The sequence below is a fragment of the Paenibacillus sp. P3E genome (genome assembly GCF_001909045.1).
GTDB lineage: Bacteria > Bacillota > Bacilli > Paenibacillales > Paenibacillaceae > Paenibacillus_AQ > Paenibacillus_AQ helianthi.
In genome coordinates this window covers 1-14,870 of sequence record NZ_LVWH01000018.1, presented here as the reverse complement: position 1 = coordinate 14,870, position 14,870 = coordinate 1, and the positions used below count along the sequence as shown (strand labels likewise).

Here is a 14,870-nt window from a genome sequence, read left to right as displayed (position 1 = left end):
ACCATTTTCTCGCTAATAATTACATATTAAGTATATAAAGATAAAACTGTCCCGCCCTGGGCGCCTCAAGTCATCCCGTTTCGTTATGCTTCCGAAACAGCATACTGCGTATCGCTTTCAGGCATCCGTTTCAGCGAGAAAGAGAAAGATGATTCTATTCGTGAAACATATACATTCTTATGTACTAAAAAAAGCTATTCCTTGCTGCAATATAGCTCTACAGCAAAGGAATAGCTTTAGGATCAACGTTGCCCGGTCTCTTGTCGTGTGTACCCGCTTAGCGCTATGCCCGTCCCCGCAGCAGCCCAATTGCCGCCAGCAAAAAAGACAGCAGAGAAATGCCCAGTGCAATGTACAGCAGCGGGGAAACACTGGACGTTGAATTCTGATTCTCCATAATCGCATTGTGCTCATCCATGCTCATTGAATCCTTGGCACCCGTGTCCATATTCGCCGAACCGTCAGAATGGCTGCTGCTCCCTGAGGCTGTTTGCACAATCTCGGTGATGGCATGAGGGGTATCCGTTCCTTCATCACCGGACCACTGGACCAGACTGCCGTCGGCATAATGCTGGTAGGCATCCCAGGCGATTTCGCCTGCGGTATCCGGATTCTTGGCCGTGAAGTAAAAGCGCTGGAACTGCCCGGCCTCTATCCCTGCTCCGGTCGATGTCCAGCTGATTTTATTGCCGTCAATCGTCACTTTCCAACCCGGTACAGCCTCGTACTGTTTGAATTCCGCCCCTTTGGGAATACGCAGGTCGATCTGCACAGTGGCAGCCTCTTTTTCTGAAGGCACTTTCAGAGTATATGTCTCCCATGCACCTGTGGTTGATTCTGCCGGAGCCACGGTCACATGCGCACTGGCAGCCGCAGCGAACAACATCAGGGCTGCGGCAGAGGGTGCGGCTAAAACTGCGATTTTACGGAAAAGTTTATTCAAATTACATGTCCCCCTTTTCATGAATTCACTGAATCTTCCGGTTCGTTCTATTTTTTCTTGGGGAAATCCCTTTCCCGTGAAGCCAGTCCCTGTTCCAGGGCATACCGCGTAAGTTGTGTGCGGTTCTGCAGCTGCAGCTTCTGGAGGATGTTTTTGAGATGGTTTTTGACCGTATGCTCCGAAATGCCAAGTGTTGCCGCAATTTCCTTATTCGTGGAGCCGGAGGAGACACAGCCCAGTATTTCCTTCTCCCGCGCCGTTAATGCCTCCCGCTCTTCCTTGACGGAAGTGACAGCAAATTCCTTCAGAATCTGAAAAGCCAGCTCCCGGCTCAGCGGAACCTCCTCACTGACAATCGCCAGCAGGTATTCGATCCAGGTGGACGGGGCCAGATTTTTCAGCAGATACCCTTGTGCCCCCTGCTTCAGCGCTTCGAATAAATAGGAGATTTCGTCGGAAACGGTTACGATTACGATTTTGACATAGGGATATTCCTGTTTGATCCGCCGTGTGGTCTCCAAGCCATCCATCTCCGGCATCTGAATATCGATCAGAATCAGATCGGGCATCCACTGTCCGGTCCACTCTATCGCCTCAGCACCACTCCCCACAGCACCGATGACCTCAAAGTGCTCATCCATCGCCAGAATCTCACACATCGCCTCACGGGCATGGGCATGATCATCCACTACAAGCACCCGGCAGCGGTTCATACGGAGGTCCCCCTTTTGGCAATCTCTACAACGGTCCCGGAATCCCCGGATTTCAGCGTAAGCGTCCAGCCCATGCCTTCTGTACGTTCCTTCATGATCTGCAGCCCATAGCTGCCGCTTACGGCAAAAGGGTCCTCATGCCGGATTCCGGCACCGTCATCGGAGACTGCAACCCGCCAGCCCTGCTCATCCGCCCGGCCGGAAATCGCAACCTTGCCCGCCCGGGTATGCTTGCGTACGTTAATCATCGCCTCACGGATACAGGAGAGCAGCTCCGCTTGTTCAGAAGGACTGAAGATTTCCTCCCTCAGATCCCAGTCCAAGGCTACGTCAATTGAAACCTCACGGGCAATCTGTGCGAGCTGCTCCTGTACCGACAGCTTAAGTAGAGACGCCTGCGGACCCGTAACCGGAACCTTCAGATTGGATATAGCCTGCCGGACATAGCGGTTGACCTCATGCACGGTTTTTTTCAGCTGTCCAATCATTTCCCCGTTCATCTCGCCCCGCTCGTGCTTCTGTTCCAGGCGGTCAATCCGTACCGACAGCAAGAATAAAGACTGCGCCATCCCGTCATGCAGCTCTTTCGCCAGCGCCTCCCGGGCCTCCATTGCCGTCTTAAGCATACGTTCCTGTTCCAGCTCCTGTACATTCTTTTCCATGAGGGAGAACAGCGGTAACAGCAGGACTATACTGAACAGGAACACCAGTACAGGGGTTAAGTAATTGCCCATGTTCATGGAGAGATAAGGCATCAGGAACTGATGGCGTACAATCTCCCAAATGCCGACCATGACGGTTGGCAGCAGCAGAATAAGCAGCTTAATTCTTGTATACGTTGCTGTCCCCTCCCCATTCTTAAGGATTACATTAGCATTCTCCCGCTAACCCGGGCATGACTCTTTAGGGCTATGACTAGGCTGTAAATGTTACAAAAATAAGTATTTAAAATTCCATAAAAACAGATGCGGCTCGCACCACATCCGTTCATTCCGTATATTATCCATTCCATCCGCCGTTCACTGTTACTGAGTGGTCTACAAAGGCGAAGTATACCGGCTATACCGCACATCCATTTCCTTCAGGTCTATGCCCTGCTGAAGAAGGAAAAACGAATTCACACCTTCCGCTCCCCACCAGTTGATACCAAGTGCCACACCGGTTGCTGTCCTTGCCGCAAAAAGCAGTGAGAACATCTCCGGGAGGATTTCGCCTCCGTCATCGACGCGCCAGACTGAATAATCATCTTCCTGGATGACAGCAGGATAGTCCGCGAAGCTGAGCTCTGCATTCTTTTGCAGAACCAGACTAAAGAGCATATTCTTATCCTGTCTAGCGAACTGGACCAGATACAAATGCAGCTCTCCGGACGGGTCTGACGAAGCCGACAGGTCTGCCAATTTCCAGATCGATTGAATCTTCCGCTGCTTACGCGCCAAGATTTCCTTCCGCACCGGATGATCGGCTCCTAGCTGCTGCGGCTTGCCTCCTGCCGGCTCTACCTTAAGCAGCGACCCGGGAGCAAATACTGCAGAATCTGCCAAGTAGTAGGTTTCATCTGATGCGGCACTGCCTTCCTCAACAGTAAAAACATATCCGGACAGATTGGCAAAATTATTCGCCAGATCTCTGCCGTCGCTGTTTGCGGTGCCACGCTGCCACTTCTCAAATCTCACGGTGAGTAACTGACCGCCTTGACCAACAGCCATATTTAGCGATTTCATTTCCGCCAGCTTGCTGTCATCTTCCGATGCCGCCAGGATGCGCTTGCCTGTAAGGTCTGCAAACCCGAAGCTTGCGTTCAGACTCGCGGGATCTAGTGTTGCCGCTGGTGACGGCTGCACTGGCGGATCGCTCTGTTTTGCCGAGGCTGCTGGTGACGTCCCCGGGTTACGCCCGTCCGTAGAGTCCGCTTCCTGCAAAGAGCATCCGGTGATCAGCAGAAAGACCATTACAGCAATCCCAAGCCGCTTCAGCATTGAAGTACCTCCCAGACCCGTCATTATCATTTAAAATATACCCATGCTCAGGTAACGTTCACCTGTGTCGGGAGCGATGCACAACACCCGTTTGCCGGTCCCCAGCCGCCGTGCTTCCTGCAGCGCCGTCCATACCGCCGCTCCACCGGAAGGCCCAATCAGGATTCCCTCTGTGCTGGCCAGGCTTCTAACCATTTCCAGTGCATCCTCATCGGAGACCTGGACAATTTCATCATATACCCCGGTATTCAGAATCGCAGGTACGAACCCCGGGCTGGTTCCCACCAGCTTATGCGGTCCGGGCGTTCCGCCGGAGAGCACCGGCGAGCCCTGCGGCTCCACTACAACAATGCGGATATCCGGCAGTTGCTGGCGCAGCACCTCTCCGGTGCCCGTAATCGTGCCTCCCGTCCCTGAGGTGGCTACGAACACATCGAGCCGTCCATCCATTTGCGCCATAATCTCCGGGGCTGTTGTGGTCCGGTGAATATCGGGATTCGCTTTGTTCTCGAACTGCTGCGGAATGAAGCTGTCCGCGATTTCCTTACCCAGCTCCAGTGCCTTGGCAATGGCTCCCGGCATCCGCTCCGCTGCAGGAGTCAGAACAACTTCCGCTCCATATGCTTTTAAAATATTGATCCGTTCCTTCGTCATATTATCCGGCATTACCAGTATGGCTTTGTAGCCTTTGGCCGCGGCATTCATGGCTAGTCCGATGCCGGTATTTCCGCTCGTCGGCTCGATAATCGTACCGCCCGGTTTCAAGCTTCCGGCAAGCTCGGCCTGGAGAATCAGATTATAAGCTGCGCGGTCTTTCACGCTGCCACTCGGGTTGAACATTTCCAGCTTCACGTACAGCTCGGCATCCTGAGGCCCGGTCAGACGGTTCAAGCGGACCACCGGCGTATCGCCGATCAGTTCCGTAATATTGTTGACTACTCGGGATGACATGGATAAGCCTCCTCATTACTTGTGCTATTTATCACCCCATTGTAGCGCTCTAAGGCGGCTCTTGTCGATTGCCTGGAGCAAGGCTTCAGAGGAACGGAATATTTGTATACTCCCGCTTGAAGTACAAATAGATATATTATGGCCTGCATCAGGCTTCCCGCCCGTATGCACTGCGAAGTCAGACTGCACCCATCCGCTAGAAGTCACCGCTTTATTGCTGCAAGTCCACAAGACCCTGTGCAAACTGCCGCGCACGTTTCAAGTCGTTCTCATCGGGATGTCCTTTTTTATCCAGATTGAATCCGAGGGGACTGAACTCACCGGAGCAGTTGAACTCTGCTACGATGGTGCAGCCCTTCAACTCCAGCTTTTCTGTGATCAGCTCTTTCTTTTTAAATTCGCCGGACCCGGATGTGCAAAAAATAAATACTTTCTTGTCTGTGGCAGGCATTTTCCGGATGAATTTGAATAGCTTGTTATGAAGCTTGGATGCATAAATCCCTGAACCAAAACCGATTAGATCATAACCTTCCAGCACCTCCGGCCGGACATCCTCCACCTTCGCCACATCTGCGTTCATAACCTCTGCCATCACCTTGGCCAGCTTTTCCGTATTCTTTCTGTGGACCGACTTGTAGATAATCAATGTTTTCATAAGTGCACCTCTCTCTTCAAACCTATATTATATAATATGAATGAACTTAAAATTATTCATTCATTTATAGAAAAAAATAATGCGCATGAAGCTTAAGCTGCATTCACCGCATGGTTCATCTTCTCACCCGTATTCATTTCATTTATTTCGGTACATCTGTCAGACCTTTCATCACAAACTCGACGAAATAATCCAGGATATGCGGAAAATGCTGTATGCCAATCTCCTCTTTGTGGATATCGATATAAGGAATGGCACTGAGCAGCGCGTGTATCAGATCGTCGTCCAGATCTGCTCTTATTTTCCCTTCTGCCTTCCACTTCCTAATCAGCTCGAGCGTACCACTGTTCGTGAATTCATCAATGCTCTCGATGCCGCCTTTTTCATAAAATTCCTTCTCCAGCTTGCTGAAAAGCTCCCGGTTGTACCATTCCTTCAAAATCGGATTCGAAATCATGCCGCTGTAATTCAGAGCCATAACTTCCTTCAGCAATTTCACAGGCTCATCGTCCGGGTTCACCGTCTCCATGATGCTCTGCTTCAGCTTCTCATTTTCTTTCAGATAGATCTCTATGAACAGCTTCTCTTTCGAGGCGTAATAATTGTAAAAGGTGCCTACTGCCACCCCGGCCAGCTTCGTAATATCGGACACATTGGTATCCTTGAAGCCTTTGGAGCTGAACAGCTCTTTTCCGCGATTAAAAATCTCCGTTTTTTTGTCTTCCATGGATGTAGACCCCCAAGATCATGAATGAATATAAATATATTCATTCGAATTGTAGCATAGCAATCTCTTACTTTCAAGCTGGGGGTCTGGAGATAGGATGTTTTTAGTTGGCAGGCAACAACCGCCTCTTCCATAAAAGAAGAGACGGTTGTGTCTGGAACTAAAGCACCTCTATAAACCGGACTACGGATTAACGGTGATCGTAAAGGTAGACGTCGTATTTTTAATTGGCGTCACGGTGTTCGTAATCTTCAGATTATTGAAGACTACCGAGCCAACAGCCGGGCCTTGGCCGGGCTCAGCCGATTCGTTGGCCCAGATGCCTACACCCGACTTGGCGTCAAAAGCGTCTCCGCTCTTTTGCGCGCCGGAAATGGTAATGTTCGTGAAGATCGTATCGGCTAACGGGAACTGCGGCGATGAACCGACATAGTTGGTTTGGAACATGATGCCATGGTAGGTGGGATCAATAATGTCGACATCGCTGACCCGTATACCCTGGAAGATCTTTGAGGCTGAGAAGACCCAAATGGCCGGGAAGGTCTGGGAGCCCCAGAAATGTCCGCCTGCCCGGACAATCGAAATATTCTGGAAATCCGTTGTCGGTGAAGCCCCAAACCCGTTCATCGGATATCCGAAGTCTAGCGAGCTGATCGTAATCCCGGAATAGCAGAGTGTGTCGGCAATGTAAATGTTGCGGAAGGTGTTGGCATAGCCGCCATAGACCGCCACCCCGGCTGCACGCCAGGTCAGGATTGAGGTCAGATTCTCATACACATTATCCCTCATATCAGAACCGCCGGAATCAATCGCCGAGAATAGCGCAAAGCTGTCGTCGCCCGTAGCCCGGGCTTCATTGTTGGAGACAAGATTGTTCGTACTGCCGTTAGTCATATTGATGCCGTCGGCAAAGGTGTTGCGGATGCGCGAGTTTCGGATCACCATGTAGTCGGTGTTCGCGCCCCAATACATACATACCTGATGTTCGGTCCAGATGTTGTCGATGGTAATGTTCGATACATTGGAGAAGTCGAACACTTTGCCGGGACCGTCGATCCGTGAGGTATAGTTGCCGAAATAGGCAAAGTTGGCAAAAGTGGACCCGTTCGCAGAAGCTTCCGCCCGGAAGCCGACATCCGTGTTATCCTGGTTAGCCGGTGCCATAAAACGGGTATACCAGGGTCCTGCGCCAATCACCTTTACAGCCTTGCCATACACCTGAAATTTGCTCGCTGTCTGATATGTTCCGGCAGGGAGATATACCCCTATAAGGCTGCCGGTAGTGTCCATCCGGACTTTGTCGAGCGCATTCTGCACATCCTGGTGCGTGAACCCGGCCGGAACAGTGAATCTGGCCGGGTCCGGGTTGGCAACCGGCGATACCTGCTCCAGACTGATGAAGTCAATCGCATACTGCGAGGTGTTCGCAGCATCCTTTTGCAGGCGGATCGTGCTTCCGGCCGGAATCGTGCTGTCGAACATCATATTGGCTTCGTCATAGATATGGCGCGGCGAGCCGGCGCTTGGCGAATTGCCGGGGCTGGTCTCCGAGCCATACAGCCAGGCGTATTTAGAGGTCAGGCTGATGGCCTTCGTGAACGCCCCGTTGACATACACGTTCAGCGTAGCATTGGTTCCATCGCCACTGGCTGAATCAGGAATGGAAAAACGGGTGACGAGCGTGTTGGTGCTGGCTTTGGTGGTGAATTCCACATAGCTGCCTGTCGAGTTCAACGTAACGGCTCTTCTGCCCGAGGCTTCACCTGCCAGATCGCCGATATTACGGTTCGGTGCAAGCTTGACAGCTCCACCACCAGTCACTCCGTCCTCTGCCTCATACATGTCGTAAGGCATGTTAGCCCCGCGGCCGATGTACAGCGGTTGAGTCTGGATGTTGTTGGCTCTTTTTACTGCAAGCTCATTGGCATCTGCGGCAATTTCACTCTTCACTGTGTATTTACCGTTTGCAGCCGTCCAGGTGCCAAGTGTAACCGGTGTTGTCGTAGCTCCGCTGGCAATGGCCCCGCTGTAGGAGCCGGTAAGCGTTTTGACCACGACATTCGTTGCAGCATCCGTTACGGTTAGCGTAAGGTTATGCGCCCCACTGGAGGAAGCGGCAGTTCCCTGGTTTTTGATAGCGATCTGGAAGGTTACGGTATTGCCTCCGGCCGGATTGCCCGGCGTCCAGCTTACCGGAGCAGCGATCAGATCCGAGCTGGATACCGGATTCACTGTAAGGGAAGAAGGATTCGTGTAGCTGTTATTCCCCTCATTGAGCTCGATGACCGCATTGCTCTCATCAACCTTGGCGCTCAGCGCATACGTTCCTGCATCCTTAGCACCAATGTTCAATGACACATTGCTTGAAGCACCGGCGGCCAGAGAACCGACCGGCGCGGTTCCCGCCAGGGTTGTGCCCAGGTAGAAGCTGACATTTGTCGCGGCGGAAGCAGCGCTTCCGGCGTTTTTGACAGCGGCAGTTAATGTAATGGCATCTGTCTCAACCGGTGCAGACGGCGACCATGACATTGATGTTACAGTTAGATCCGGATTGGCTGCCGGAGTACCGATAATCTGCAATTCAGCCACCTGTCCGGCACTTGAACCGGAATTGGTGGTGATTTTCAGCTGAAGCTCACTCACGGTGGCAGTAACCGGTATGGTCACAGAATTGCCGGTAGCCGGATTAAATGTATACATAGCTGCCTGGACCAGACTGGTGAAGGTGGAGGCTGCCTGATTATGCCCGAGCACCTCAATCGTTTGGGTACGTGTAGACCAGGCGGAAGCGGGATTCAGCTTTACGATAACCGAGGTCACACTGGCATTAGCACCAAGATTGACGCTCAGAGTATTGGGATAGCTTCCGCCCGCACCTTCCCAGTAAGTTGCCACATCGCCGTCATTGGCATTTGTTGGCACGAACGTATAAATGGAGGAAGACGCATTAATGCTTTTACCAACAGCCAGATTGGACCCCGGGCCTGTGCTTGGTGTGGCTGTTGGCGAAGCAGATGGCGTTGGCGTTGGTGTTGGTGTCACCGCTGGCGTTGCTGTAGGAGTCGCTGTTGGCGTTGTGGTGGGTGTGATTCCCGGCGTAAGGATCAGTTGGTCCAGATTTACGTTGCCGGAATCCGTAGGATCATATTTGTAAGCAATCGTATTGGTTCCGGCAGCTAAGCTGAGTGTTTCCACTTTGGTTGACCAGGTATCCCAATTCGCCAGATTATTGAGCGAAGTCTGCTTGACCTTTGTGCCGTTAACGTACACACTGAGCGACTTGGTGCTGCCCGAGGCATTGGCGTATCTCAGGGCGGCGTCGTAGCTGCCTGCAGAAGCGGCTGTAACCGTAAAGGCTGTGGATGCTCCCTGTGTAAGATATCCATCAACAAAAGCTGATCCGGTATAGCCGCTGTGGTCGGTATTGGTTTTGGCTCCGCCGGATAATACTGCTGCTTCCGCTTCATAAGTCCCGTTAGGGGAAGCCGACGTGCCGTACACCTCGAATTCTGATACTTGTGCCGCCGGCCAGCCTGTATTCGCGGTGAAATTCACTTTAAGATAGCGGGCTGTGGCAGTCGTGAAATGAATGGTTACCGTGTTCGAGCTGCTGGAAGGATTGAATGTGTAGCTGGCTGAGGCCGCAAGATCGCTGTAAATGGAGTCATCGGTGCTGCCCTGAACCGAAAGCGTTTGCGTTCTTGCCTCCCAGGAGGCCGGGAGCTTTAGTACCACCTGATTCACACTGCTGTTTGCGCCAAGATCCACTTTGATCCATTCGGGAAAAGCATTACTGGCGCTCTCCCAATACGTTCCCTGATTGCCGTCATTTGCGTTTGATGCAATGTACACATCTCCGACTGAACTTGCCGTAACCGTCTTGCCTGCTGCCAGATTCCCCGCCGCCGAGCTGACAGCCGGAAACAGCGCCAGCTGGCCTACGAACAGAACTGCGACCAGGCAGTACACGAGAAATGTTTTTCTGGCAGATGCTTTATTTCCTGTTAACATGGACAACCACCTCCCATAATTATAGGATCCGTCAAAAAAGTATGCGCTTACAAAAATTCCTTTTAAGCTTGGCCTTCTTCCTGGATTTCACGTCCCTCCCCTGTTGTAGATAATCTGTTAATTAGCCAGTTATCTGTTCTCCTGCTCCCTGGGAACCCTGCAGACCACAAACCGCAAGCGCAAGACATATTGACCGAGCCTGGAGACTCCCCCCAATAACTAACTAATTATGGTAATAATATAAGATATCGCTAGATTTTGATCGAGGGCCGATTCTATGAATAGTATGTGCAATTATACGATTCGTGGGTATTCTGAAGATATTATTGCAGCCCCAGCAGCTCACGGAGTTCTGCAAATGTACTGACAATGGCTATATGGGAATGGTTCATTCGGTACTTTCCAGACAAAAAAAGAGCCCCGCCGTCTCCGGCAGGGCCAAGGTCTATTATAAGGGGGGTCATAGGATGACTATAACCTCTGAAGCTTAAATCTATATGAACAGGAGATAAAGCTTTGCTGAAAAAGCTCCAATTGCTATACATTGAACCGGGCGACCAATCCTTGCAGCCCTTGAGCCATTGAGTTCAGGACACTTGCGGAGGACGCGATTTGCTCTACCGATGCCATCTGTTCCTGCGAAGCGGCAGACACCTGCTGGGTACTAGCCGCAGTAGTCTCAGAAATTTGCACTACAGTGCGGATAGACTCCACAATTTCTTCAGTAGCTGCTGTAATTTCTTCCACCGCTCCGGAAACTTCCTGCACCTGGCCCGCCAGGGAATCGATAGAAATGCGGATTTGGCCAAAGGATCTGCCGGCTTCTTCAATAACCGCCGTCCCTCCCTGCACCTCGCTCATGCTGTTCTTCATGATCTTCACCGCATCGTCGGCATCGGATTGAATGCCGGCTGCCATCACGGCAATGAGATTGGCTGATTCACCGGACTGCTCAGCCAGCTTGCGGACCTGATCCGCGACCACAGCGAACCCGCGCCCCTGCTCTCCGGCCCGTGCCGCTTCAATCGTTGCGTTCAGTGCCAGCATATTGGTCTGCGAGGCAATGCCTTTGATAACATCGACAATGCTGGCGATCTCACGCGAACGGCCCACAAAGCTCAGCACCTGCCCGGACAAAGTCTGGATGGAATGATTAATTGAAGCCATTTGCTGAACTGCCGCCTGCAGGGATTTATCACCGGCAACAGCGTATTCGCTTGAACGGATCGAAGCTTCAGAAATATCCTGCACACTGGAGGCGATCTGCTGAATGCCAATAGACATCTCTACAATCGTGGTCATATTGGTCTGCAGATCATTCATCTGGCGTTCATTGCCGGAGGCTACCTCACCCATAATACCTGCGATCTTCTCTGTAGTCTCGGCAGTCATTCCACTGTCGGAGGTAAGTTTTATGGAGGAAGCTGCTAATCCGCTTGCCGATTCTGACACCTGCCCAATCATTACTGCCAGATTATCCGTCATCTTGTTGAAGTTCATCGCCAGCTCCCCAATTTCATCCTTACTCCGCACCGAGAGCTTACGGGTCAAGTCAGCATCGCCTTCAGCAATTTCCTGCAGCTGCACGTTGACACTGCGGAGCGGCTTGAGGATCCGCGCCGACAAGAGCAGTGCAATTACTGCGGCCAGCAGCACGGACAATCCTGTCACGCTCAGGCTGACATCCATCGCGAAGCTGCGGTGATTGTCGGCCTCACTCTGTTTCTTCTGGATTTCTTCGGTCAGCACATTCTGAAGCACCAGCTGGGAATCAATAACTTTATCCAGGGAGAGCGTTGTGAACGCTTTTTGGGCTACAGGGAAATTCCCCTCCTTCGCTTGTGCGAAGGCACTATCCAGCACCGTCAGATAATTAGTCCATTCATTCTGCAAATTGGTAATTCCAGATTGCTCTGCTTCGCTAAGCCCGGTGGCCTGGAGTTCCTTAACCGCCGCTGTAATTTCAGGAATCTGAGCTTCATAGCTGCTAAGGTATGTCTTCCGTTCCTCATCCGTGTTGCTCATCACATACCTTGCTGCCAGCCCGTCGGCTGTGCGGATCTTGTCCGTCAGCCCCTGTACCAGTGACAGCTTGCTGTAATTGCGGTTAATCTGATCCGTCAGCATGCTGACCTTGCTTTGAAAGAAGGTATTGCCGGCAATAGCGACAAGAAACACAATAATGACTGCGGCAAAGCCGAATAATATTTTGGCGCGAATCTTGGTGAACATAAGTATTCCTCCGTATCTGTATGTACTTTTGGGTTGGCTGCAATGGTGATCCGTTATGTAGAGCTTAATCGTTATGACGGTCTCTCTGCTCTCCTTCCTTTTGCTGAAGTTAAGTATTTCCTGATACTTTCATCCTACTTCTCCAAGCTTAAATGAAACTGAAGTAAGGCTAAGAGTTATCTTAGTTTCCTTTACAACAAAAAAACCGCCCCTCCTGCCCTAGCGCAGGAATTGACGGTTTGGATTATTCATACAGATTGCCGTTCGCCAGCAGAGCCAGCTTGTTCTGATCCAGCACACTGAGGCTTCCTTTTCTGCGCTCAATGATACCTTCCTCTACAAAACGGCGCACGATCCGGTTCAGATGCCGGTAGCTGGTTCCGAGCAAATCCGCGGTTTCAGCAAGTGTAGCTGTACGGATCTCTTCCACGCGCTGGCCGCCGCTGTCTGCAAACAGGGACAGCAGATAGCTGGCAAAGCGGTTTTCCAGCGGATATAGCAAATTTAGCGCCGTAGTCTGGCCAAGCGTATACATTTTGTGGCTAAGCTCTCCTACCAGATAACGCAGAAGTACGGTATTTTGCTCAAACTCCTTAAGAACCAGCTCGCGTCCTGCAACCAGCAGCAAGCTTTCGTCCACCGACACCACTTCATTCTTGACCGGATATTGCCGCAGCAGCTCCACATCCCCGATCAGCGACATCGGTCTCGCAAAACGCACCAGCAGCGATTTTCCGTTGGGCAGCAGTGTATGAATCTTGAGCCTGCCCTGCACCAGAATATACAGATGCTCCAGGTGGTCACCCACTGAACAAATAGCCTCCCCGTCACTGTACCGCCGCAGCTCCATTCCGGAAATCGCCCCGCTGCTGAATATATCTTTCAGACCATTTTGCCCGGCCAGAGCACTGACCTGATCACGGTCTGCAATCCACTGCATCAGCCGCTTCCTCCCCACCTCTGTCACGAATGAACTAAATGTAACACAGCAGCGGAGAATCAGCCAACACCCGGCTCACAACATAATGAAGGTATCTTTGCATCTTGGCGGATCATTCTACTTGTCAAAGTAATGCTCCAGGGCCCGCTCGGCACGGAACTTCGCCACATTGAAGGCTGGCCATTTCCGCTTGGTTGTCTGCTGACCTTCCCACTTTTCGCGGAGGACCGCATCCAGCTTGCCGTTCTCCTGCTTATTGAAGCTGATCAGCAGCGGCAGGACGTCCGGTGACAGCCGGGATAGATAGCTGGTGTCAAGGACGCCGCTCTTCTGATAGCGCTGGATATTCTGCTTGGCGATAATATGATCCATGCCGATATAGTTCACCAGTACATAGGATAGCAAACCTAAGGCGAGACAGCACTGCGCGAGCGGGAACTGTACCCGGCTGATCCGTACCGCTGCTAACACCAGTAACAGTCCGAGAAAGATCATAAATGCATGCACCAGAAACCGGATATACGTGTAGCCATAAGCCTCTTCATACAGCATCAGCCGGGAATAGGCAGAATACAGCATGATTACAGAACAGAGTACGAGGATATAGAGCAGAATATGAACAGTTGTACGCAGCAGGCTTCTCTCCGGGCGATCCGAATGCAGGGACAGCAGCAGCAGAACGAAGTTGATCGAAGTCACCAGAATCAGCTCCAAAAAACCGCTCCGCGCATAATCGGCATACGTGCTGCCCTGCGGCAAAATGCCATCCCAGGCACCGAAGAGGTAGGAAAATTGTACGCTGACGAACAGCACATACACCGTATTGATGACGGTGAGAATGGTAGTAAGGATCACCGGGTCCACTTTCAGCGCCAAAGGCTCAGGAAGCAGCTCCAAGGCAGAATCCGGGACAGGCAAGATTTCCATATTCAGCTCCGGCTTAGGATTCCATATATACACCTTGTGATCGACAAAGCCCCAGAGGAGGCCGAACATGCCCAGTCCCAGCAGGATCACCCACAGCAGACGCGCAATCCCTTCGCCAAAAGAAATCCGTGCCAGCATCTGCGGGAATTTCGCCAGCATTTCATGGAATACCCCGTCTGCCGAGGAGAGCAGTGAGGTTACAATCAGCAGCAGCGGTAAAGAGATTCCCAGTCCGATTAACACCTTGATCAGCACTTGCTTCCGTTCGTCCTTAATTTTCTCCCCGCCGAAGATTCTACGGATGATCTGTGGAGCTGTTCCCCAGTGCCGCAGACTTTGGGCAAAAAAATGCTCAGCAGCCGCCCCTATAATCCCGATCCTGCTCCAGGAGGGCTGCTTATAGCTCAGCATATAGGTCATATGTAATAAAATCAGCGCCGGAATAACCAGCAGGTTCAGTCCGAAGAAAACCCAATTTGCAAATAACGCATAGGTCAAGGAAAGAAGCACAATTACTCCGAGCCAGATATAGCTGACCACAGAAGGCTTGCGCAGCTTGTCTTTGGCAAAATAGAACACAAACCCGTAAAACAAACACACAAAGATCGGATAGGATACCCCTGGCACTGTACCGTAAAATAGATACTGATTCAGGACCGCCAGCAGAAAAGCCGCCCCCAGAGCCTGGAGAGCCCGTTCCTGTTTCGTTGCGGATGGATCATTCATGGTAAATACCTCCATCTTCTTACTTTCATATCCTGATTTTAGCTGATAAAATAAGAAGAAAAAGAG

At 51.5% G+C, this 14,870-nt stretch carries 11 protein-coding genes; all 11 read right to left on the bottom strand.

The window, feature by feature from the left end:
- Window positions 1–283: 283 nt before the first annotated feature.
- Window positions 284–943: a YcnI family protein gene (locus tag A3842_RS04030; protein WP_256701496.1), complete on the bottom strand. Its 660-nt coding sequence runs from the start codon at window positions 941–943 to the stop codon at window positions 284–286.
- A gap of 47 nt (window positions 944–990) precedes the next feature.
- Window positions 991–1,656: a response regulator gene (locus A3842_RS04025; RefSeq protein WP_074100529.1), complete on the bottom strand. Its 666-nt coding sequence runs from the start codon at window positions 1,654–1,656 to the stop codon at window positions 991–993.
- The gene (locus A3842_RS04020; RefSeq protein WP_074100528.1) at window positions 1,653–2,450 is read right to left on the bottom strand and encodes a sensor histidine kinase; all 798 of its coding nucleotides are present in this window, start codon (window positions 2,448–2,450) and stop codon (window positions 1,653–1,655) included. Before A3842_RS04020 ends, A3842_RS04025 begins: the two co-directional genes overlap by 4 nt.
- 243 nt (window positions 2,451–2,693) lie before the next feature.
- Window positions 2,694–3,635, bottom strand: a complete 942-nt coding sequence (locus A3842_RS04015) for a hypothetical protein (RefSeq protein WP_074100527.1) — start codon at window positions 3,633–3,635, stop codon at window positions 2,694–2,696.
- Window positions 3,636–3,665: 30 nt separating this feature from the next.
- A complete protein-coding gene (gene cysK, locus A3842_RS04010) occupies window positions 3,666–4,586 on the bottom strand; it encodes a cysteine synthase A (RefSeq protein WP_074100526.1) in 921 nt (306 codons plus the stop codon).
- A gap of 211 nt (window positions 4,587–4,797) precedes the next feature.
- On the bottom strand, window positions 4,798–5,241 hold the full coding sequence (locus A3842_RS04005; RefSeq protein ID WP_074088480.1) for a flavodoxin domain-containing protein: 444 nt from the start codon (window positions 5,239–5,241) through the stop codon (window positions 4,798–4,800).
- Window positions 5,242–5,383: 142 nt separating this feature from the next.
- A complete protein-coding gene (locus A3842_RS04000; RefSeq protein WP_074100525.1) occupies window positions 5,384–5,968 on the bottom strand; it encodes a TetR/AcrR family transcriptional regulator in 585 nt (194 codons plus the stop codon).
- A 183-nt stretch (window positions 5,969–6,151) separates the two neighbouring features.
- Entirely contained in the window at window positions 6,152–9,979 is a 3,828-nt protein-coding gene (locus A3842_RS03995) for a galactose-binding domain-containing protein (RefSeq protein ID WP_074100524.1), read from the bottom strand.
- Window positions 9,980–10,516: 537 nt separating this feature from the next.
- Complete coding sequence (locus A3842_RS03990) at window positions 10,517–12,211, bottom strand: methyl-accepting chemotaxis protein (RefSeq protein WP_074100523.1); 1,695 nt, start codon at window positions 12,209–12,211, stop codon at window positions 10,517–10,519.
- A gap of 244 nt (window positions 12,212–12,455) precedes the next feature.
- Window positions 12,456–13,151, bottom strand: coding sequence for a Crp/Fnr family transcriptional regulator (locus tag A3842_RS03985; protein ID WP_074088474.1), 696 nt, complete (start codon window positions 13,149–13,151; stop codon window positions 12,456–12,458).
- Between the two features lie 117 nt (window positions 13,152–13,268).
- On the bottom strand, window positions 13,269–14,804 hold the full coding sequence (locus tag A3842_RS03980) for a DUF4153 domain-containing protein (protein ID WP_074100531.1): 1,536 nt from the start codon (window positions 14,802–14,804) through the stop codon (window positions 13,269–13,271).
- Window positions 14,805–14,870: the final 66 nt, after the last annotated feature.